Source organism: Lentisphaera profundi (assembly GCF_028728065.1).
GTDB lineage: Bacteria > Verrucomicrobiota > Lentisphaeria > Lentisphaerales > Lentisphaeraceae > Lentisphaera > Lentisphaera profundi.
On record NZ_CP117811.1, the window covers coordinates 2,210,994 to 2,232,963 of the forward strand.

Below are 21,970 nucleotides of genomic sequence, written 5' to 3' on the forward strand. Positions count from 1 at the left end.
TTCATGAGTAGAATAGTTTTATTTATTTTTTTAGCAATAAATCTCTATGCAGAACAGCCAATAAAGCCGTCTGCCAAAGAACAAAAGACTTTAGAACTACCCAAAGGCACAAAAACTCTTCTGAGTTCATCTAATGAATCTTTAAGCCAAAGCATTGCTAAACTTCTGGAGATCAACCCTTATAAAGTTTTAGAGAATGCCGTTTTAATGGATGATGGCCCTGTAATTGAAGCCCTCAACAATTATCAAGCCCCTAGTATCAAAGTCTTTTCAAGTGATATATATTATAGAACTTTACTCATTACATGGCTTAAAGAAAACAAAGTCCAAGCCCAGGAAAATATCCTACAGCAAAACACCTGGTTACTCAAAAAAGATTCTGTAGAAGGCGTAATCGAAAAAATCGAAGCGCTCAGTAAAAAAAATCATGCTCCACTATGGAATTTTCGACTAAATTACTGCTTAAGCTTACTCTACGAAGCCAAAGGCGACTATAAACGCAGCTTAAAAGCTCTCATTAAAGCTAATAATAAGACCACCGATAACAACCTGCGATACCTTTTACGCCGTAGAATGATCGTATGTTCTGCTCGCACAGGAAACTACAAAGAATATGAGCGCTTCATTCAAGATATCTACCAGGAAGAAAGCTCAGAAGCCTTAATGCATTATGAAAGTTTGAATGATCAACTGGCTATTAACCTTCTACAAGGCAAAGACTCCAGTGAACTCGTTTCCCAAATCATCAAGCACCCAAATGCCAATCTTGCCCGTTCCATTCAAAGCTTGATTTTTACTGGTCAGCATCAAGAAGCCTACTTGCTCAACCCTAAAAAAGAATTTATTTTTCCCTTCCTAATCGAACTGGACCAATTTTCACTTGCCAAAAAACTACTCCACCAAACTAGCGAGCCGGATAAAATCCATTATTACCAAAGCGTTCAAGGAACTATCCCCAAAGAGCTCAAAAGTCTTTCTAAGGAAATGACTCAAAACCAAAAGTTAAGTAAAGTTGCTTGGCTCTTATCAAAACACTACTACACACAAGAGTCCTATCAATTTCTTTATGAGCTCTGCCTTAACAGCAAAGATCTCAATCACATCTATATCGCAATGGCTAATCTAACAAAATCTAGTAGTGCCGCAGATCTCTACCTTTTTCTAAGTAAACGCTTAGACAAACAACAGGCATTGAACTACACCTGCCTCTTATCTTACACAAAGAATCCAAATTCATTCCTACACTACCTGATAAGCATTCACAAAAATCTTAAGCTACAGGGCAAAGACTTAGATGATTTTGTCACTATCTGCTCCACTTTAGCTTTAGAAATTAATCTTCCTGATGCAGCTTTAAGTTCTTTAAAAGTCATTAATGACAAAAATCAGAATATTAACCATATCATCATTGCTTCTACTGCCCTCTTAAGGAAGAAGGAGTTTTTAAGTGCCGCGCATAATGGACTCATTCGCGACGAAATGAAAATCCCTGAACTCATGGAAATCGCCACTTACGCATTAAACCAAACCGGAGACTTTGAAAAAGCACATAAAGCCAATCTCATTGCAGAATCTTTTTATATCAGCCTTGCTCACTTAAGTAAAACGGCTTACTTCTTTAAACGCTTGAATCAAAAAGATCTTTTAGAGCAAGTTTACTGGCGCATACATCCACAAGCTATCACTTTCAACAAAGACTCTATGCCTCTCATCGATTCAGCAAGCGCTCACTTTTTACAAAAAGAAGATTACACCGCATGGGCTAAGTTTGCGGAACTCAAGCTTAGTCATGCACTCCTACAACCTACAAAGATCCATACTCCTGCCCAAGCATTGGTAATACGTAAAGATTTATTACGCCTACAACTTATCAAAGCCATTAATTCAGGCAGAGAACAAGACATTATTCGATTTGCAAAAAAATGGTCTGATGAGTTCACCATGGACATCGAGCCTGTAATCATCCTGCATAAGTACCAACTCCCCCATAACATCCAAGTGCTCCAGCTAAAAACTGATTTATTTGACGATCGCTGGGCTAAGCTCGAAAAGCATATAAAACGCTATCCTAAAGCGAGTATTCAACTCAATGAAATTGCTTGGTTGGGAGCTTCCTGCTTCAAACGATTAGATGAATCTAGTGATTTTGCAAAACGAGCTTACAGCCAGTCAAAGCTAACCGCTCACCTCGATACTCTCGCTCAGTGCCTGTATGCTACCGGCAAAATAAATAAAGCTGTTGAACTCTTACAGGAATGTGTTAAACTCGAGCCAAATGTCAGTTACTTTTCACAAAAGTTAACTCTTTGGAGAAATCACTTACCTGCACAGGAATAATTTGCATGAACAATACCTATACCCTACTCGACTCTGGAAACTTTAAGAAACTCGAAAATGTTGGTGGCCATTTAATGGTTCGCCCCTGCCCTCAAGCTTGCTGGACTCCAAGCCTCCCCAAACATGAATGGAATAAAGCTAAAGACATTTATTTAAGAAGTAGTAAGGGCGGTGGAAACTGGAAATTCAATACTCTTCCTGAACAATGGGAGATAGAATACCTCCAACAGAAAATGATCATTAGACCCACTAACTTTGGCCATTTAGGCATCTTTGCCGAAGCCGCAAGTAACTGGGAGTGGCTAAAAGAAAAATCCAACCCCAACGTCAAAGCACTCAATATGTTCGCCTATACTGGTGGCAGTTCCTTAGCAATGGCTAAAGGTGGCGCACAGGTCACCCATTTAGATGCTGCAAAAGGCATCGTCGACTGGGCTCGTTTGAACGCCAATGCAAATGACATTGCTAATATCCGATGGATTGTTGACGACGCCAATCGTTTCCTCGATCGCGAAATACGCCGAGGCAACAAATATGATGCGCTAGTCATGGATCCTCCTTCCTATGGTCGTGGTACCAAGGGTGAAATTTGGAAGATTGAAGATGATATCATGCCCTATCTCGAACGCTGTAAAGCCGTCATGAGTGATAAGCCTGCGTTCATATTATTCACTTGCCACACCCCCATTTTACCCCTAAAGTCCTAGATAACCTTATCTACACGGTCTGGGGAGAGAAGCTAAGTACAGAATCAGGGGAAATGACGATTCCGCAAGAAAGCTCTAAACGCACAATCCCCTCAGGTTTTTATACTCGCATAAGCTTTCATTGAAAGCAAAAGCTACACATTTAAAAACAGGTCGAAAAGGCGAAGCTATGGCCGTGCGACAATTACGTCGCTGTGGCTATCAAATCTTGAGAACAAACTATTCTCTTGAGCATATAGGCGAGATAGATATTATTGCACGTGATGGTGGAACTCTATGCTTTATTGAGGTTAAAACTCGCCATCAAAACAAAACCCATGATATCAGCCCCGCACAAGCCATAGACTCAAAGAAACGGCAGCGAATTGCGAAATGCGCAAAGTACTTCCTTAAGAAATACTCACTAATGCATTGCCCCTTTCGTTTCGATATAGCTGAAGTCATTTTAAATAAACATTTTTGGCAACACCAAATAATAATTAGACCACATGCTTTTGGTGAATCATCACCAAAGCTTTAGCACATCACTACCTATACACCAACGTTTCTTAGCGATTTCCGCACCTTTACCTAAGATCCAATAATCATAATTCTTCTCTTCAAAACCATTGATTTCTTTGACTTTCAGCCATTGATTCAGGTAACTTAAAAAGTCGGCATCTCTCTCTGCTACTGCCGCTGCTAATCCATAACGAAATACACTGGGCCGGGGGATCACAACGCTATAGCCGGGATGATACAGCGTCCAAGCACTTCCTGCTTCTGCAGAAATCAAGAGAGCATCAAAATCATTTTTTTCAGTAAAGTATTCTTTATCGCTATTTATAAATTCAAGCTTCAAATGAGGCGCTCGTTCCTTAATTATTTCCACAAAGGGGTTGTCATCCAAAACCGCTATCTTATAAACATTGTTCAGACGATTTTCCTTGCTCGACAATTCTTTTTTCATGTGATCCTTCGTTATCAGAGCCAAATTTACGGTCATTACAGGTTCTGAAAAACGCACCTCATTTAGTAAACTAGGTGAAAACGGTAAGCCTGAGGTCGCTATATCAATCGTCCCATCAGCTAAAAGCGCCGCCATATTATCCCGTTCAAAAGGGATGAATGCTATCTTACAATTCATATTTCTAGCTAACTCATGGGCATACTGAATATCAAATCCCTGAACTTCACCCGCATTATTTAAATAAGTAAAAGGTAAATTCGATTTGCGATAACCTATGCGAATAATCCCTCTTTCCATCACTCGTGTCTTGAGGTCCTTGGTAGTATTTTTTTCTAAATCAGGGATTTCTGTATATACCTTATGGTCAACTTTATTCACCACTTTTAAACGGCTAAGAACTTCTCTTTTATCTTCTACATTTTTAATTGTAGCCGCAAAATAGAATTTCATTCCTACGAAAGCTAACAAGGTCATAAGTAAAGCGGGAATATTCGCTTTAAAAAGCTGCATCGGAGTGATTTTAAATCCCTCGGTCATAAAGCGAATCGAGATCAAGGTAAGTGAAACCAGATGAACTGATGCCAAGAGAATACCAAAGCGGCCCGTTACGATTCCTGCTAACATAAAGAGTTGATACATATCTTCCGGAATTTCATAACTATTAAGTAAAAAGGGAATTGTTAGACTCTTCGCTCCAAAACTACTGAGTAAGCCCGAAATCGCAAAGGAGGGGTAACTTGTAATGGGCACCTCAGAATTCACAAACCATCCGGCAAATAAAACAAAGAGTAAACTCATCACTTTTGCAAGATTTGGAAAGTTAAAAGAGATGGGAATTATAATATCGGCGAGCTCTTCATTCGTATCATTGAGGCGGCCATTCATCTCCATAATTTTTTTTGAACTCTCTGCAAGCATTGGAAGTACAATAAATAAATTATTTAGTGTAAACGCCGCAATTAAAGGATCTTTAATACACATGAGGATATCTTTGTACTTATAGCCCGTGATTGCACTAATCAATGCTGGTAAGATAACAAAAGTTAGTAGTAAACAACTAACGACATAGGTAATAATAAATACCTGTAGTCGCTGTAATTCGTCGGGAGATATAGTCCCGGCTGCATTTGCGGTAATCGCAAATACCCCCACAGGAGATAAACTGACCAGCTTTTTTGTGATTTTGGAAATCGCATCATTAAGGGTTACTAAATTATTCATCAAATGCTTTTTCGGTTCGATGGTAATTAAGGCAACACCAAGTGCCATACTAAATATAACTACGGCAGGAACTGCGGATATAGCCAGAGAATGAAAAGGGTTTGAAGGTATATAGAGATCATAGTAATTGACTGCCGCCGGCATCGTCACTGAGCTCGCTTGAAAAAAATGAGCATTTTTCAATTCTGGAAATACCAGAGGTACACATAATAATAGCGCTATAGCTAATGCCCATAAAGCAATAACTACCACACCACCACGTATAGCAAGATTCTTGGCCTGATCGAGCGAAAGACTGCCTAAACCCTTGATCATTGAAATAGTGATATAAGGCAAAATCGTCATCTGCATGATTTTAATAAAGGCGTAACCTACATGAGACATCCACGCACATTTTTCACCAAAAAATAAACCGACTACTACACCTAAACCAAGACCTATCAAAATCTTGCTTGACAAAGACATTTTCTTTCTTTCTTTCTTCATATTCATTTCCAAAAAACATTGCGCTAAATAAATTTAGCGCAATTTCTTTCTAGCTAGCTAGGCTGATAGATCTCAGAGCCTGAACCCTTAAACTCATCACTTTTTTCTTGCATGGCTTTTGCCAATACTTCTTCTTCTTTTAATCCCTCTGCCGCTGCGTATTCACGTATTTCTTGAGTGATTTTCATCGAACAAAACTGAGGACCACACATAGAACAGAAATGAGCAACTTTTGCCCCATCTTGTGGAAGTGTTTCATCGTGATAGGCTCTTGCCGTATCAGGATCTAAACCAAGATTAAATTGATCTTCCCAACGGAACTCAAAACGTGCTTTTGAAAGTGCATTATCACGCGCCATTGCTCCAGGATGTCCTTTTGCAATATCTGCAGCATGAGCCGCAATTTTATAAGTGATCACACCTGTTTTAACATCGTCGCGATTAGGTAAGCCCAAATGTTCTTTTGGTGTCACATAACAAAGCATTGCACAACCGTACCAACCAATCATGGCCGCGCCGATGCCCGAAGTGATGTGATCATAACCTGGAGCTATATCAGTAATCAATGGACCTAATGTATAAAATGGAGCTTCATGACACCAGTCCAATTGATTATCCATATTCTCTTTAATCATTTGCATTGGAACATGACCAGGACCTTCGTTCATAACCTGAACTCCCAATTCCCATGCACGCTTAGTAAGACCACCTTGAACCTTAAGTTCGCCGAACTGAGCTTCATCATTTGCATCACTTATACTACCAGGGCGCAATCCATCTCCAATAGAGAATGAAACATCATATTTTGCCATGATTTTGCAAATGTCATCCCAATGTGTGTATAAAAAGTTTTCTTTATGATGCGCTAAACACCACTTTGCCATGATACTTCCACCACGTGAAACAATACCTGTTAAACGACTTGCAGTTTTCGGTACGAATTGCAGTAAAACACCCGCATGAATAGTGAAGTAATCCACACCTTGCTCAGCCTGTTCAATCAAAGTATCTCTAAAAATTTCCCAAGTTAAATCTTCCGCCTTACCATTCACTTTTTCCAAAGCTTGATAAATAGGGACTGTACCAATTGGAACGGGAGAATTTCGGAGAATCCATTCTCGTGTTTCATGTATGTTACGACCTGTAGAAAGGTCCATTACATTATCTGCACCCCAACGTGTGGCCCAGACAAGCTTCTCTACTTCTTCTTCAATTGATGAACTTATCGCACTATTACCAATATTGGCATTTATTTTTACTAAGAAATTTCTACCGATAATCATCGGCTCAGATTCTGGATGATTAATGTTGTTGGGAATAATGGCTCGTCCCGCTGCAATTTCATCACGTACAAATTCAGGTGTGATTTCCTTCGGCGTATTTGCACCGAAAGATTCTCCTGGATGTACTACTTCTAAGTACATAGCGGCGTGTTTCATGTTTTCGCGAATTGCTACGTATTCCATTTCTGGAGTAATGATTCCCTGTTTGGCATAGTGGAGTTGAGTCACGCGTTGGCCCTCTTTCCCACGTAAAGGCTTACGCATTCCTTCAAAACGTATGCTATCTAAGCTAGACTTCATACTACGTGACTTAGTGTATTCTGAATTCATCTCAACTTCTTCTACGTCACCTCGAGCTAAAACCCAATCTGCTCGTAATGGCTCCAAGCCCTTACTCACATCGATTTCAACACTAGGATCTGTGTATGGTCCAGAGGTATCATACACCATTACCGGATCATTTTTTTCTGGAATATCATTGGTTTTTGTATCTGCGCAAGTAATTTTTCTCATCGCAACTTTCACTTCTGGGTGAATGGTTCCTTGCACATAAATTTTTTCTGAATTGGGGAAAGGATCTCTAGTGACTTTATCCTTGCTTACAACATCCTGGTTATTGCTCATCTGTTTTCCTTAATTTAATAAATCTGCGTCAAAATAAGTTTTTTTTAGACTTATTCCACAGTTAGAACAAAAAAAGACCCGGACTAATTCCGGGCCTTTAAAAATGAGTCTTTATCGAAAACTTAAAAACTTGAAGTTTTTATATCACTATCTATCAAATATGACTTAATTTTGACATTATCAATTGCCATCTGTAAACCTGATTTTTCAGGAGAAAAAGTAATAAACTCACCTGACTTTCTACGAAAACCGTTTTGTAAAGTTTTTGATTCATCAGTAGTCATCATCACTTTGCCATTAAACAAAACTACATACTTCCCCGAAAAACTATTCCATGAAATCACAATATGATTCCAAGCACCATCCTTAAAGGCATCCGTATTCATCTTCTTATCACACAAAAAATCAAAGTTTTGAACTTCATAAGAACCTGATTTCTTCAAATCTTTCAACTCTTGTTCAGCTTCGACTACATAGCGCTCTTTCAAAGCTTTATCGACTTCGACTTTTTCAGTATCACTTAGGGGACGATCATTTATAATATTGTAACGCTTGCGGTACATAAGTTCTTGCTCTTTAAGATCCGCTTCAAAATTCTTAGTTTTTTCTTCAATGACCTTCTCTACCGTTGGTAAGTCTGCTACAAAAGTAGTCGCACCACGCAAACTAAAACGACCATATTTATTTAAAACTAAAGATATAAAAGATTCCTTACCTCGTTCTTCTGCAATCACCGCTTCCTTACCTTTAATACCAAAAGAATCCTCTGTTGCTTTAAGCCAAAACCCGACACTACTTACATTTGGGTTATAAAACTTCTGTCCTACACGAAGAAGTCCTTCGGTACGCCCTTTTCCTTCACTTAAGTTTAAAGCATAACCTTCTTTACCAGCTATAAAACTGACTACGCCTTTTGTGTAAAAGCTAGATATTTCTCCCTCGGGAGCAATAACCTGAGAGCTATAACGACTCACCTGTTTAACTGCGGCTGTATTAAAATTCTGGTGGTAGCTACTATCGTCGGCAAGTAGGCTCGACGCACTCGTTAATACTAGTGCACCTAAAAATAATCTATGTTTCATATTAAAAACTCCTCATGGGTAAATATCACTAAAAAGACAGTCTTAAATTAATGATCCCACTTCCTTATGCAACCAAAAAAGCTAGCCGATCATGGCGATCAATACAAAAAACAAGCAAATCAACAGCATTTAAGCTAAACAAGTACTCGTGACTTATATCTTACATTCATTTGCTAAAGCAGTAAAAAGCTCTGTTAATGATGCACAGTCAGCTTGCTGCAAAACCTCTTCTTTCGTTCCACTATACATCAATGAACCTTTATGTAAGACCAATAACTTGTCACATAAATTTTCTGCCTCATCGAAATAATGCGTTGAATACATCATCATTCGTTGCGGATTCCGCATTTTTTTTATAAACTCGGTAACCTGCAAACGCGCCACTGGATCTAAACCCGTTGTCGCTTCATCTAAAATCAATAAATCAGGCCCATGAATCAGCGCTCGGCATATATTCACTTTTTGCTTTTGTCCTGTGGAATATTTATCTGTATAACGATCAATAAAATCGGCCATCCCTAGGCGGGCAATAAACTCTTCTAATACAGTTTGTAAATTTTCTTCTTCCATGGAGCTCATACGCCCAAAAAACTCTAGCGTTTCACGTCCTGTCATGCGTTTGTATAAGCCAGTGCTACCAGATAAAAACCCAACATGATGGCGGATTTTTTCATTCAACTGCTCATCGCCCTCGGTACTATACTCTAGGCCATTCAGCGACATCTTCCCTTCGCTCGCCTTGAGTGTAGTCGCTAGAATTCGCAATAACGTGGATTTTCCCGCGCCATTCATCCCCAACAAACCTGCAGTCTCTCCTGGTTCTAGACAAAAGCTTACATTTTTTAAGGCTTGAACTTCTCCTGTTCTTGCATCTCCAAACGTTCGACTTACTTCATCAACGGATAACATATCAAATAATTATTTTTACTTGCTCAACAAGCATATGATTTTTCTGATGGACTAACTCACGCGTATCTACTTCTCTTCGCACATCATTAAATGTTGCATATAGCGCAAAGGTCATAAGTAAAAGCATAAAGACAACGTAGATCGGCTGTAGAATAGCCGCAGGAACTTTCTTACGACTTATCATTTCAATAAGTGCAATAACTATGTGACCACCATCTAAAACGGGGAATGGCAGTAAATTGAAAATTGCCAAAGCTACATTTATCATCAAGACAAAACTCAAGCCCTCAACTATACCAGATTGGCGTACTGTCTTATACATGCCACTAGATATCCCCACAAAGCTCGACATCATCGACATATCCACACCCGAATTAGGCGATATCAAAGCCTTTACTGTATCATAGGTATTCTCAACAACTCGAGTAATCTGGACAACGGGATTAATTTTTAAGATGTCGAATTTCGGCTGTACGCCTAACTGCTTATAGGCGTAATTAGGAACAAAATCTAAGTCGAGCTCTTTGTCACCACGACGTATTGCCACTTTCATAGAATCTTTTTGATGACGTGACAAAACACCCTTAAAATCAGCCAAGTCGCTTACAGGATAACCATTAACCGATAAAATCTCATCTCCTACCTCGATGCCAGCTAATGCGGCTGGATACTCAGGCACTATGCTCATCACCGTAGGGAATTCTCTAAAAACCATACCTGCCTTCGGATTATTCTTTACTTGTGGCGTGATTGTAAAAGTCTTTTCTACCCCCTGACGTTCTACTAAGAATTTAAACTCTTTTCTTTCATCCGCATTGATAATATCGCCAATTTGATAAAAATAATTAATCGCTTCATCATCAATCGCTTTGATTACATCTCCTTCTTGTAAGCCCGCAAGCGCCGCTGCTGAACCGGGCGCAATCCCTCCCAAGGCAGCTGAATATAATGACTCACTGTCAAAACTCATGAGTCTTAGTCCTTCGTAATCCTTATTCCCCTTTGGAGTAAAAGGACCAATGACTAAACCTGTTTGATCGCCACGGTCAACTGTTAAAGTTACATCATCGCGCATGATATACTCCATCAAGGTCACCTGTTGACTAGAGGCTGGCTTATCATTGACTTCGCGTATAATATCACCAGCTTTTAAACCCTTAGTGAATTCTACCGATTCCTTCGGCACCTCTTGAACTAAAAGTCCTTCTGCAGCGGGTGAAACTGGCTTGCCCACAAAATAAATAATCGTCCCCAAAACAAGGGCAAAAAGAATATTGAATAAAGGTCCCGCCAAGGCAGTTATTATTCGATCAATAGGCTTTGCCTCAGGCAAAACTTTACCATCTTCTGTTTGCGGCTCATTTGCGGCATCCATCTGTGGCAAGGCCACATAGCCCCCCAAGGGTAACCAACCAATAATAAAATCTATCCCCTTCCATCGCTTTGATAGTATCCTATGACCAAAGCCAATAGAAAACTTATCTACGTGCATACCTCTCCAGAGAGCGGCTAACATGTGTCCGAGTTCATGAATAAATATACTAAAGCCGAAAAAGAACGCGACGAATAAAATGGATAAAACTCCTGCTAAGGCATCTGGCATAAAACTGACCTTTTTTATAAAATGTAATTATCGTTATACAATATTTAACCTAGTATATGCTAAATAAGGCTTCTTTCAATGATTATAGGACTACTCAAATTATGAAAATCTCTACCTTCGACGCTAATGAAATTATCGTTTCTCCCTCAATCCTCGCTGCGGATTTCGCAAACTTAGCTCAAGAAGTCAAGGGTGCATATGATGCTAATGCCAAATTCCTTCACCTTGACGTCATGGATGGACACTTCGTTCCTAACATCTCCTTTGGCCCTTCGGTAATTGCTAAACTACGCCCATGCTCAGAAGCTTTTTTCGATGCTCACTTAATGATTAGTCACCCACAAGAGTATATCCAAAGTTTCCATGAAGCCGGCTGTGATCACATCACTTTTCACGTGGAATCTGACTGTAACATACAAGAAGTCATTGACCAAATTCACTCATACGGCATGAGTGCTGGACTTACTCTTAAACCTGGCACGGACATAGATAGTATCATTCCCTATCTCGATAAAATTCAAATGGTTTTGATTATGACTGTAGAGCCAGGCTTTGGCGGCCAAAGCTTTATGCATGAGATGATGGGAAAAGTCTCTACCATTCGTGAGCATGCAAATAAAGTTAATCCTAGTCTTCATATTGAAGTTGATGGTGGGATTAACAAAGAAACCTCTAAAATAGTCCGAGCTGCGGGCGCCAATATTCTCGTCGCTGGTACAGCCTTTTTTCGTCACCCACAAGGAATGCAAGAAGCTCAAAAAGAATTAACTTCTTAAACTTCTCCTAAGGGATTATTCCTTTACAATGACTGGCTTATATTCGAGCCAGTCATCATCCGCTTCATTAAAAAGCTCAAAACGCTCCATCTCTCTAGCGAGGCCCTGAGGTTTATTAGGTACTACCATAGTAATACCACCGTGGATTATCGTTGATAATGTCTCCGTACTCAACTTCACCCCGAATAAACTCACATCCATACCCATTGCCGTCGCATTATAAAATATGGAATTCCTCCTCACTAGATAGCTGTATGCTGGGTCAATAAATAAACGCATCTCCACACCTGTAGAATCTGAGCTTAATTTAAAGGCCTCTATACTACCAATCTTTATCTGCCTGTAGAAAACGGGTGCTCCAACTTTGAGACTACTTAAACGCTCACCTTTGACAACTACTCTCAAGCCTAATTGATTAATAGTTTCAGCAGGAGTTTCGGCCAATAACTCAAAATGTTTTATACTATCCTTACTCAAACCTTTAGAAAGTTTTATAAAAGCTCCCGTAACAATAGCTAATGGATTTTTGACTTGATCAATATTAAACTCGAAATCCTCAATCCAAAATTTCGAATCCTCTGCTAGGACCTCTTTGTATTCCTCTTCTATCAAGGCATCATATTTTAGCACGCCTCTAACTAAACTGACATGAGTGACTTGACCGATTGTCATCGTTCTATAGATGATTTTACTACCGACTTTTAAACCCGATTCTTTAAGGCTACTAAAAGTAACTGGAAGGTAATACTTCTGAGCCGCATCAGAACTTTCATACAAAGTAAACTCACTCGGCAATTGATCTTGAGTATTCTTTATCGGTGTCACATAAGAGATTCCACCTGATACGATACTTTCGACTGACCCCGTCTCAAATTTTAGACCCGTCATATCAGCTTTGATTTTAAAACCACTTAAATCATAAAATTTTGTTGAGTGGTTTATCGTATTATTGTATTTTCCGGACACATAGATTTTAACTTTGATGAGATCGCTTATTTCATCAAATTCATAGGACATTACTTTTCCTACTTTAAAGCCCTTATAAACAATCGGCGAACCTTCACTTACCGATCCTAATACTTTGCACGAAATAGTATGAAAACTCCCCCCATCATCCGTATACACCTTCTCTTTGTAATCCTTGTGGCTCCCTAGTAATTCGAAGCTTTGTTTCTTAACTTTATTATCGGAATCCTTAGTTGCCATAGCAATACCAGAATGAATCATTGAACTCAGCGAGCCCACATTAAAGTACATACCTTTTAGGGAAATATTGCCTTCTACTGCTCCTTGAATATAAAAAGATGAGGTCTCATTCACTAAATGCTTATATTCATCTGCAATAACAATATCAAACAATACTTGCTTGGAAATTTTCGAAATCTGAGATTTCACAAGAGTCCCAATGATTACATCATTATAAACTACATTCACACCTTGTTTAAGGTTGTACGACTTAGCGGCATTCAAACGAATTGAAAGTCCCTCCATTACTGGTGGATTAGCATTCAACTTAAACTCATCTAGTAACTCGGTCGATTTAGTTTTAGTTTCGAATGTAATGTAAGGACCTCTCGCTAGAGCATCTAAACCTCGTACTCCAGTTAAACCTAATCGTGGTTCAACAATCCAAAAGTAAGCATCTCTATTGGCTAAATGACGAAAATCCTCATTCAACTTTATAGAAAATGTCGTTTCATCTCTTTGAGGATAATAATAGACATTCTCAACTACACCTGCCTGAATCCCCTTATAGTAAACAAAAGCTGATTTTTCATCGATATTATAACCGCGTTTAGAAGTCAGTAGTATCTTATCATCTGCCAAGCACGTCCCTTCAATACTGTCGTATAAGGTAAATTCACCCTCTTTGTCTTTAAGTACTTTACTATGCTCTGGAGAACTAATAGATATACCTCCTACTATAACGGAAGCCAAAGAATCCATACTAATTCTAATCCCGGCTAAGGATGCCCTGATATCAATACCTGAAATCTTCCAAAACTTTGATTCTTCTTTAATTAAATGCTGATATTTCTCTTGAATGTGAATTGAGTACTCAACCCCTCCCTTACTTAAAACCACATTCTCAACTTCCCCAATTAGAATATCACGAAACATTACCGGTGCCCCAATCTTTAGATCAGATTCATCGGCCGTTAATACAAAACGCAGTCCGGGCTCATAGATATCAATTGGCGGAGCTGACTCCGCTTGAAAAACACGAAGATCAGGAAGACTTACAAGTTCCGCCTTGTCTTTACTTGGGGTCATTACATCAATATACACACCACTTAAAATTGTTGATAAGCCACTGATCCTAGTGAGGCTCACCGTTGGCTCAACCTTCCAAAACAAGGTGCCTTTCTTTGCAATAACCGCAGCTTTTTTTTCTAAGATCAGTGTAGCATCTACTTTAGTCACATCATTCTTATTCACTTGTAAATCACTGATCTGTCCTATTTTTATACCATTATAAAGCAAAGGCGTTTTACCTACAGATAAACCATCTCCACTATCAAATGTAATAACAATATCTAAACCCTTATTGTCAAAATATTTAAAAATCATTAGACCTGCAATAACCATTGCCACAATAGGGATAATCCACACCACATAAATGGGTTTTTTATTCTTTATCACTGCTTTTTGTTCCATCGTCACTACCCTTTTTATTTATCAAACATCAATCGTGGGTCAAATTTTTCTGATGCAATAATCGTAAAAATCACTGCCCCACAGAAGGAAATAGCCGCTGCACCCGTTTGAATCGTGGCTAAACCTTGAAACTGTACCATTGAAACCATCAGTGCCACAACAAAAATATCCAGCATTGACCATTTTCCAATACAATGAATTATATGAAAAAGCTTCAAGCCTAATTTAGCTTTTTCTTTTTGCTTAAATGCTATAATTAGCAAAAGAAAATAAATAACTGATAGCTTGAAAATTGGAACTGCAACACTCGCAACAAAAATAATAAGACCTAAGCCATACTCTTTATGTGCCAAAAAATAAATAACTCCTTCCATAATAGTACTTCCCTCGTCTGTGCCCATACTCGTCACCACCATCATCGGCATAAGGTTGGCAGGAATCAAAAATAATGTCGCCGCCAGAACATAGGCCCAAGTCTGTGAAATAGACGAAGGTTTTCTCTGAGAGATACTTGCTGAACAGCGCCTACATTGCACTTCCTCCAGATCATGGAGTTCCTCGCATATAAGGCATAGCACTTTGCCCTCACTAATATCAGTCTTCCAATTCATCATAATGATTCCATAAATCTTCCGCATTAAACCATGTCACAGTCACATAGTAACTCAATAAAAAAAAGACGAACAAAACAAGACCGACATCAAGCTTTAAAGTCGCCATTCCTGCTAATTTGACTATAGCTACAAAAATAGAAACCAGATAGACTTCTGCCATTGACCACGGTAAGAGGTGTTCATAGTAACGAAACAAGCCCTTCAACTTCCTAATTGGTTTCCCAATCTTAGCTGGAATAATCAACATCATAATCATAAATAAAAGAACTAAAGGTATAAATACCCCTACCGATGAAGCTATAATTGCTATAACGTAATAACCATCATGAAAAAAGAAGAGCACTGCTTCAAGAAGTGTAACCGAATGAGACTGACCCATGATAGTCAAAGTCAAGATGGGAAGAAACAACGTGGGTATAAAAAATAAAAATGCTGATATTGCCATCATCAACACCAGATCAAAAGATTCACCTGGTCTATAAAAAACAGATTTACAGCGTGGGCATGAATACTGGTGAGTCGCATCAAAACTTTCAATTTCGATAACTAGACCACAATCTTTACATGCTGTTTTTTTCATGATTTCCGTCCGGAATAAATACTAAGCAATTAAATTTCAATCAATATATATCTTGATCACTAAGCAACAAGGATTTGCAGATTAAGGTTAAATGAATAATTCACAAATATTCATCTACCTGCTCACACCCGGAGCATCAACCTATTAAACAAGGCTCCCAATCTTTCCAGACTGCTTCATGACCTCGACTCTCAATAATTGAAATAATATCATCCACATTACGCTCATCGGTTATATCAAACTGCTTCAAGGCAGACTCAGGATTACAGTATCCACCAGGCTCGGTAGAAGATTCTGCGCTCATATGTGTTACACCTAAGCCGATTAATCCATCCCGTAAAAAGGCGGGCTCACGCGTTGAAATATTGATCCCTAAATCAGGGAAAGCTAAACGCCAGGCCAAGATCAATTGAACTATATCTTTATCACTTACATCAGCCGCGGGCTTATAGTCCGTCTCGGATTCACACAAGCGTGGTAAACTAACGGAGTACTGTACACGCCAATATTTTTTCATCATCCAATCTAAGTGAAAGGCACAATTCAAAGAATCTAGGCGCCAATTTGGAGCCAAGCCTAGCAATACGCCCATACTGATTTTGCGCATTTTTGCTTCAGCTCCACGACTCGGAGCCTCTAAACGATAATCGTAATTTTTTTTCTTACCACGTAAATGAACTTGAGCATAAACATCCCTATCATAAGTCTCTTGATAAAGAGTTAATGAATCGACTCCTTCACTTACTAAATCTTCGTATTCTGATTGACGGAAGGGCGCTGTTTCAATAGCAATAGAAGAGAAATATGGCTTAACAGAACGCACCATTTTGGCGACATACTCAGAGGTCACGATCTTCTGATGTTCTCCAGAAACAAGCAATAACTGCCTAAAGCCACGCTTATTTAAATATTTGGCTTCCGCCTCCATCTCACTTTCGTCTAAAGTCTTACGACTTATCTTGTTTTCCATAGTAAAGCCGCAGTATGTACAAGTATTGGTACACTCATTAGACATATACGCAGGCGCATAAAGACGAATAATCTTACCATGACGCTCAAAGGTTAATTGACTAGAGAGTTGCGCCAATTCTTCAAGATACCCACTTGCAGCAGGAGACATCAGTAATGAGAAAGTTTCTAGGCCTTCTTGTGGATAACCTGAACTAATCAAGTCTTCAATACGACTGGTATCTTCACAAGTTAAATTTGATTGTAGAACACTGCTATCGAAAGCATTAAAACTTTCTAAAAAACTCATTTTAAAAATGAAGTCAAGGGACTACTGGCTGAGGCCTGAGTCCCACGTTTCGCCAAACCACATAAATACGCCTGACGACCGGCCTCAACAGCAATAGAAAAAGCACGGGCCATACCTGCAGGATCTGAGCTCGCTGCTAAAGCTGTATTCACTAAAACGCAATCAGCTCCCATTTCCATCGCTTCACACGCATGAGAAGGCGCACCTAAACCAGCATCTACTACGACAGGAATATTGGACTGTTCAATAATAATCTTGATCATTTCTTTGGTTTGTAAGCCTTGATTACAACCTATGGGTGCAGCAAGAGGCATAACTGTTGCACAACCGACTTCTTCCAAGCGTTTAGCCAAAACTGGATCTGCATTAATGTAAGGCAGTACGGTAAAACCTTCTTTAACCAAAATCTCTGCCGCCTTCAAAGTCTCTATAGGATCGGGAAGCAGATAACGCGGATCGGGATGAATTTCAAGCTTCACCCACTTCGGCATCCCTGCTGCATGAGCTAACTTAGCCATCACCACTGCTTCTTCAGCAGTGGCTGCACCACTTGTATTTGGTAAAATGAGGTACTTCTCAGGGTCAAGAGCATCAATAATATTCTCGCCCTTTTCCCTTTCAAAGTCTAAGCGTCGTAAGGCCACGGTAACAATTTCAGCTCCACTCGCTTCAATTGCCGACATCATTGCAGCATTATTTTGAAACTTGCCCGTCCCCACAAAAAAGCGGGAACGGATTTCTCTGCCAGCAATTACAAGCTTATCGGACATTGTTTACGCTTCTTCCTGAAAAACTGTTTGATCGTTTTGACGCTTAATATCACGCTCATCACGCTCTGCAGAGATACGTTCAAGCTGTGTTGCCATACGATTACAAACAATTGGTGCCGCTACATAGATTGAAGAAAAAGTACCGATACCGATACCAATTGTCAGTACTGTTGCAAACTCTTGTACTCCGCCACCTAAACAAAGAACTATGACGACAAACAAAGTTGTTAAAGAAGTAATGATCGTACGTCCAAGCATGTCGTTAATTGCCGTATTCACAATCTCAAAAATAGATCTCTTCTTGATATCACCAGACTTCTCTCGGATACGGTCAAAGACGACAATTGTATCATTCAGTGAATAACCCATAATAGTCAGAACTGCACCAATAATTGGAAGTGAAATTTGATTCCCAAGAAGGACAAAAATTCCTACTGCAATTAAAGCATCGTGAGCTAAAGCGGCGATTGCGCCAAACGCAAAGACACTTTCAAATCGAAATGTGATATAGATAAAGATCGCAGCCATTACCCATAACATTGCACCCATAGCTTTGCTTTTAAACTGAGCTCCTACAAGGCCGCCAATACTTTCGCCACCAGTATTAACAAAAGTGGCACCTGTCTCTGAACCAAGCTTCGTGAGTAAGGCATCTACTTTTTTAGCAAATCCATCAGAATCCTCTCCTGGAAGGTCTTTAAATACAACTTCCAAACTCTTGCCCTCTGTTCCGACGGCTGTCTTAAATGCCAAACGAGGACTCTTAACCTTCAGCTCTGAACTAAGAGCATTTGCAATGACTTCTTGAGTAGGAGGCTCACCAGTTACGCTATAAGAAAGCGCTGTACCACCAGTAAAGTCTACACTTAATGCATCTGATCCTTTACTAACTAAAGTCACAATAGAGATCACACATAAAGTTCCTGAGATAAGGTAAGCTTTCTTACGGTTCTTCCAGAAATTGATATTCCACTTCTTCGCTTCACCTAGGCCCGAAATCATTTTCTTGTCGCCGCGAGCACCGTTATTCATCCAATCAAAGAAAATACGCGATACAAAAAGCGCCGTGAACATCGTTGTGATGATACCGATTGAGAGTGTAATTGCGAAACCTTGAATGGGTCCAGTACCAAAATTATAAAGAATCAAGGCTGAGATAAATGTTGTTATATTAGCATCAAAGATGGCTGTAAATGCGCGAGCGAAACCTTCGCGAGTGGCATTATCTGCGATTCGTCCTGTGGCTAACTCTTCTCGAATACGTTCAAAAATAAGTACATTTGAGTCAACTGCCATACCTAAGGTTAAAGCAATACCCGCAATACCTGGCAACGTGAATGTCGCACCATAAATCATCATCGATGTCGCAAGCAATACTAAGTTGATTACAAGACCTGCAGCTGCAAATAAACCCGGGAGTCTGTACCACCAGATCATAAAGAGCATCACGCCCATCACACCGATAATCGTCATTAAAACGCCACTTTTTATTGAGGAGGCACCGAGTGTCGCATCTGTGCGGGACTCACCATCAATATTGATCTTAACCGGCAATGAACCCGACTGAAGTACTAGAGCTAAGCCTGCGGCTTCTTCAATACTTTCCATTCCGTCAATCTGAGCAGAACCGCCGTTAATTACAGTATTAATTCTTGGTGCACTATAGCAAACACCATCTAAAACAATAGCTAAGCGTTTACCCACAAATTGTTCAGTAACTCTACCGAATTCAGCGGCACCTGCTTGATTAAAAGTTTTACTTACGATCCAGCTACCATTTTGATCTTGGCCATAAGATGTTTTTACAATATCTTTACCAGTCATTTCTGATTCTGTTTTCAAAAGATAAACTTCAGGAGGTCGACCTGACTCATCTTCTTTACCATAGACCATTTCATAGCCGATGTCTTCTGCAAGTTTAGGTCCATTAGGACGAGCCTCATGAAGCGCGCGGAATTGAAGTTCCGCCTGACGTGTAATTAAAGATGCTATTGCATTTCTTTCTTCATCATTAACAACTGGCACACGGACAAGTACTGTATTGTCTGAAAAAGGACGAATCTCTGCTTCAGCAACACCCTTACTATCAATACGACGTTTCAGAACTTCAACAATTTTATCACGAACTTCGATTGCAGTACCGTCTGCCTCTTCCAATTCAGCAGGATCAAAAGCTACGATGAATTCTACCCCACCTTTAAGGTCAATACCTAATTTCAAACGTCCAGTCACTTCACCTTGGAGACGACTAACAACTTTACTATTAGAAAAACGCGGCATGCCGAAAAACTTAAATAACTGCAAGCTCTCTTTACGTGCATTGTACATCAAAGATTCCGAAGGGTTCATTGGAACAGGGGAATCTATTTGTTTTTTCTTACCTGCGTTGAAATCAGCTTCAGCTTGATCTACAATTTTGTTAAAAGTTTCGGCTTCTTCAGTAGAGATGTATTTATCTCTAACCTTCCTGAGTGCTCTAAGGTCTCGAGCCTTGTCACCGGTATTATCTTCATTGGCAGCAACAATCAACTCCGCCAGCTGCTTATCGAGTTTCCCTGCTTCGACATCATTGACTTTAGTTTGCAAAGCCTTGGCAGACTCTTTGCGTACATGCTCAAACAAATCTTGATTTTTTAAGGGAGTCGATTCCATCAACCATAATACAAGAACGATAAGAACCGCAAATAAACGGTATTTTACTGATTTAGACATTTTATTCCTCGATTACTTCTTTTCGCTATCGTTAACTACTGAACGAACCGCATTTTGGTCGACTTTCACGACTGTTTTTTCAGCGATTTCAATTTGTAAGATACCATCTTCAATGGCTTTTACTGATCCATAAATACCACCTTCCAAAATCACTTGATCATCTGTGACGAGTGATGCGACACGCTGCTTATGAGCCTGTACTTTCTTCTTCTGTGGTCGTAAAATTATCACGTAAAAAATGGCATAAAAAACAACAAAAATTGCGATGGTTTTCACCATCTCTGCGGGGTTACTCTGTTTTTGTGCCTGGGCAAGTAAATCGTAGTTCATTAACTAAATATCCTATATTCTCTAGATTAAATTTTATTTCAAACCTTCAAGTGTAGGCCCACTTGCAGAATTCTCCAGTCATCCAAGGTCTTCGTCCGAGTAAATATCGGTTTTTAATACATGATTTATTAATAAAATCACTAAATCACATCCCACCTGTAGAATAGATCAATGGTTTTTTTCTAGATGCTTCAAATGAAGCCTCGCTTTAACAGAGCCTAGGTCGGCGGCATTTTCCAACCATTTCTTAGTCAATGCTAAGTTGGGTCCTGCCCCATAATATCCATACTTATGAATCTGTGCCATTTGAATGCACGCATCCTCATCACCTAACTCCGCTTGTGCCCGTATTCGTTCATATTCTTGACGACTCATTTTCCTGGTAACTAAGGCGTAATTAGTGACTTTATCATCTTTATAAAATTGACCACTCTCTTGGGAGCTCCGCATACTCTTTAAATATTCTTTACGTTGAGCTTCATTCTCATCTTCAAAAAGCTCAGCGTTATTTTCTTTAAATTCCTCCTCTGCCGTTTTTTCATTTACAGTGGACTCCTCGACAGCGGGCTCTTCTTCCGCAAGCCACGAACATGAACTAAAAAACAACACTAAAACGAGCAATATACCAAACTTCATAACATTCTATATCCACATATTTTTTTGCTTTATGAAAAACTTTGAACTTATTTATTAATATCACCTTCGCATTTAGCAAGTTTTAAGATGATTTTTTTTTATTCAACTGGAATTCTCCTCTCTCAATTACTAGCTTAAATTAAGGTAATCAAGGACTCCCTCATGGCTAAAGCTTCTATCGACCCCTCACAAGTACGTGCATTCGCATCAGAATTGAAAAACTTTAATCAAGAACTACAGAACCGCATGCTCTCCCTAAGAGGCCGCTACAAGGCCTTAGGGGAAACTTGGCAAGATCAAGAGCAAGTGCGCTTTGCTGAAGAGTTTGAACGCGCAATGAAAAGTCTTAAAAAATTCGTTGAATGTTCTAATGACCAAGCCCCTTTGCTTATAAGAAAAGCCGATAAAATTGATGAATACTTAAAACAAAGATAA

At 39.4% G+C, this 21,970-nt stretch carries 18 protein-coding genes; 5 read left to right on the plus strand and 13 right to left on the minus strand.

Annotated features, from left to right (window positions below):
* The first annotated feature begins 3 nt into the window (after positions 1 to 3).
* The 3 genes from PQO03_RS08915 to PQO03_RS08925 all read left to right on the plus strand — a co-directional run bounded on the left by PQO03_RS08915 (position 4) and on the right by PQO03_RS08925 (position 3,564).
* Positions 4 to 2,337 (plus strand): hypothetical protein, encoded by a 2,334-nt coding sequence (locus PQO03_RS08915; protein WP_274149654.1) that lies wholly within the window; start codon positions 4 to 6, stop codon positions 2,335 to 2,337.
* A gap of 5 nt (positions 2,338 to 2,342) precedes the next feature.
* Complete coding sequence (locus PQO03_RS08920; protein WP_274149656.1) at positions 2,343 to 3,044, plus strand: class I SAM-dependent methyltransferase; 702 nt, start codon at positions 2,343 to 2,345, stop codon at positions 3,042 to 3,044.
* A 121-nt stretch (positions 3,045 to 3,165) separates the two neighbouring features.
* Positions 3,166 to 3,564: a YraN family protein gene (locus tag PQO03_RS08925; RefSeq protein ID WP_337993427.1), complete on the plus strand. Its 399-nt coding sequence runs from the start codon at positions 3,166 to 3,168 to the stop codon at positions 3,562 to 3,564.
* On the opposite strand, the gene PQO03_RS08930 is transcribed toward PQO03_RS08925, so the two are convergent.
* The 5 genes from PQO03_RS08930 to PQO03_RS08950 form a co-directional block, all read right to left on the minus strand.
* Positions 3,550 to 5,700, minus strand: coding sequence for a cation:dicarboxylate symporter family transporter (locus tag PQO03_RS08930; protein WP_274149660.1), 2,151 nt, complete (start codon positions 5,698 to 5,700; stop codon positions 3,550 to 3,552). The two genes, PQO03_RS08925 and PQO03_RS08930, sit on opposite strands and share 15 nt — an antisense overlap.
* Before the next feature lie 53 nt (positions 5,701 to 5,753).
* A complete protein-coding gene (thiC, locus tag PQO03_RS08935) occupies positions 5,754 to 7,607 on the minus strand; it encodes a phosphomethylpyrimidine synthase ThiC (RefSeq protein WP_274149662.1) in 1,854 nt (617 codons plus the stop codon).
* A 122-nt stretch (positions 7,608 to 7,729) separates the two neighbouring features.
* The gene (locus PQO03_RS08940; RefSeq protein ID WP_274149664.1) at positions 7,730 to 8,689 is read right to left on the minus strand and encodes a hypothetical protein; all 960 of its coding nucleotides are present in this window, start codon (positions 8,687 to 8,689) and stop codon (positions 7,730 to 7,732) included.
* 153 nt (positions 8,690 to 8,842) lie between these two features.
* On the minus strand, positions 8,843 to 9,598 hold the full coding sequence (locus tag PQO03_RS08945) for an ABC transporter ATP-binding protein (protein ID WP_274149666.1): 756 nt from the start codon (positions 9,596 to 9,598) through the stop codon (positions 8,843 to 8,845).
* A 1-nt stretch (position 9,599) separates the two neighbouring features.
* A complete protein-coding gene (locus PQO03_RS08950; protein ID WP_274149667.1) occupies positions 9,600 to 11,201 on the minus strand; it encodes a site-2 protease family protein in 1,602 nt (533 codons plus the stop codon).
* A gap of 101 nt (positions 11,202 to 11,302) precedes the next feature.
* Here PQO03_RS08950 and rpe point away from each other — a divergent pair, with 101 nt between their 5' ends.
* Positions 11,303 to 11,977 (plus strand): ribulose-phosphate 3-epimerase, encoded by a 675-nt coding sequence (gene rpe, locus PQO03_RS08955; RefSeq protein ID WP_274149668.1) that lies wholly within the window; start codon positions 11,303 to 11,305, stop codon positions 11,975 to 11,977.
* A 15-nt stretch (positions 11,978 to 11,992) separates the two neighbouring features.
* On the opposite strand, the gene PQO03_RS08960 is transcribed toward rpe, so the two are convergent.
* From PQO03_RS08960 to PQO03_RS08995, 8 genes are all read right to left on the minus strand, one after another.
* Entirely contained in the window at positions 11,993 to 14,635 is a 2,643-nt protein-coding gene (locus PQO03_RS08960; protein ID WP_274149669.1) for an MlaD family protein, read from the minus strand.
* Between the two features lie 14 nt (positions 14,636 to 14,649).
* On the minus strand, positions 14,650 to 15,249 hold the full coding sequence (locus PQO03_RS08965) for a paraquat-inducible protein A (RefSeq protein ID WP_274149670.1): 600 nt from the start codon (positions 15,247 to 15,249) through the stop codon (positions 14,650 to 14,652).
* The gene (locus tag PQO03_RS08970) at positions 15,230 to 15,829 is read right to left on the minus strand and encodes a paraquat-inducible protein A (RefSeq protein ID WP_274149672.1); all 600 of its coding nucleotides are present in this window, start codon (positions 15,827 to 15,829) and stop codon (positions 15,230 to 15,232) included. The genes PQO03_RS08965 and PQO03_RS08970 overlap by 20 nt, the downstream gene beginning before the upstream one ends.
* 136 nt (positions 15,830 to 15,965) lie before the next feature.
* Positions 15,966 to 17,087, minus strand: coding sequence for a 2-iminoacetate synthase ThiH (thiH, locus tag PQO03_RS08975; protein WP_274149673.1), 1,122 nt, complete (start codon positions 17,085 to 17,087; stop codon positions 15,966 to 15,968).
* Positions 17,084 to 17,857 carry a thiazole synthase gene (locus PQO03_RS08980; RefSeq protein WP_274149674.1) on the minus strand — a complete coding sequence of 258 codons (774 nt, stop codon included), beginning with the start codon at positions 17,855 to 17,857 and terminating at the stop codon, positions 17,084 to 17,086. Before PQO03_RS08980 ends, thiH begins: the two co-directional genes overlap by 4 nt.
* Before the next feature lie 3 nt (positions 17,858 to 17,860).
* Entirely contained in the window at positions 17,861 to 20,569 is a 2,709-nt protein-coding gene (gene secD, locus PQO03_RS08985) for a protein translocase subunit SecD (RefSeq protein WP_274149676.1), read from the minus strand.
* 12 nt (positions 20,570 to 20,581) lie between these two features.
* Positions 20,582 to 20,899 (minus strand): preprotein translocase subunit YajC, encoded by a 318-nt coding sequence (gene yajC, locus PQO03_RS08990; RefSeq protein WP_274149678.1) that lies wholly within the window; start codon positions 20,897 to 20,899, stop codon positions 20,582 to 20,584.
* A gap of 168 nt (positions 20,900 to 21,067) precedes the next feature.
* Positions 21,068 to 21,535, minus strand: a complete 468-nt coding sequence (locus tag PQO03_RS08995; RefSeq protein WP_274149680.1) for a hypothetical protein — start codon at positions 21,533 to 21,535, stop codon at positions 21,068 to 21,070.
* Between the two features lie 162 nt (positions 21,536 to 21,697).
* Between PQO03_RS08995 and PQO03_RS09000 the strand changes: the two genes are divergently transcribed.
* The gene (locus PQO03_RS09000; protein ID WP_274149681.1) at positions 21,698 to 21,970 is read left to right on the plus strand and encodes a WXG100 family type VII secretion target; all 273 of its coding nucleotides are present in this window, start codon (positions 21,698 to 21,700) and stop codon (positions 21,968 to 21,970) included.

Coding starts and splice junctions, on each gene's coding strand:
- PQO03_RS08915 (WP_274149654.1), top strand. CDS start 4: ATGAGTAGAATAGTTTTATTTATTTTTTTAGCAATAAATCTCTATGCA.
- PQO03_RS08920 (WP_274149656.1), top strand. CDS start 2,343: ATGAACAATACCTATACCCTACTCGACTCTGGAAACTTTAAGAAACTC.
- PQO03_RS08930 (WP_274149660.1), bottom strand. CDS start 5,700: ATGAAGAAAGAAAGAAAGAAAATGTCTTTGTCAAGCAAGATTTTGATA.
- thiC (WP_274149662.1), bottom strand. CDS start 7,607: ATGAGCAATAACCAGGATGTTGTAAGCAAGGATAAAGTCACTAGAGAT.
- PQO03_RS08940 (WP_274149664.1), bottom strand. CDS start 8,689: ATGAAACATAGATTATTTTTAGGTGCACTAGTATTAACGAGTGCGTCG.
- PQO03_RS08945 (WP_274149666.1), bottom strand. CDS start 9,598: ATGTTATCCGTTGATGAAGTAAGTCGAACGTTTGGAGATGCAAGAACA.
- PQO03_RS08950 (WP_274149667.1), bottom strand. CDS start 11,201: ATGCCAGATGCCTTAGCAGGAGTTTTATCCATTTTATTCGTCGCGTTC.
- rpe (WP_274149668.1), top strand. CDS start 11,303: ATGAAAATCTCTACCTTCGACGCTAATGAAATTATCGTTTCTCCCTCA.
- PQO03_RS08960 (WP_274149669.1), bottom strand. CDS start 14,635: ATGGAACAAAAAGCAGTGATAAAGAATAAAAAACCCATTTATGTGGTG.
- PQO03_RS08965 (WP_274149670.1), bottom strand. CDS start 15,249: ATGATGAATTGGAAGACTGATATTAGTGAGGGCAAAGTGCTATGCCTT.
- PQO03_RS08970 (WP_274149672.1), bottom strand. CDS start 15,829: ATGAAAAAAACAGCATGTAAAGATTGTGGTCTAGTTATCGAAATTGAA.
- thiH (WP_274149673.1), bottom strand. CDS start 17,087: ATGAGTTTTTTAGAAAGTTTTAATGCTTTCGATAGCAGTGTTCTACAA.
- PQO03_RS08980 (WP_274149674.1), bottom strand. CDS start 17,857: ATGTCCGATAAGCTTGTAATTGCTGGCAGAGAAATCCGTTCCCGCTTT.
- secD (WP_274149676.1), bottom strand. CDS start 20,569: ATGTCTAAATCAGTAAAATACCGTTTATTTGCGGTTCTTATCGTTCTT.
- yajC (WP_274149678.1), bottom strand. CDS start 20,899: ATGAACTACGATTTACTTGCCCAGGCACAAAAACAGAGTAACCCCGCA.
- PQO03_RS08995 (WP_274149680.1), bottom strand. CDS start 21,535: ATGAAGTTTGGTATATTGCTCGTTTTAGTGTTGTTTTTTAGTTCATGT.
- PQO03_RS09000 (WP_274149681.1), top strand. CDS start 21,698: ATGGCTAAAGCTTCTATCGACCCCTCACAAGTACGTGCATTCGCATCA.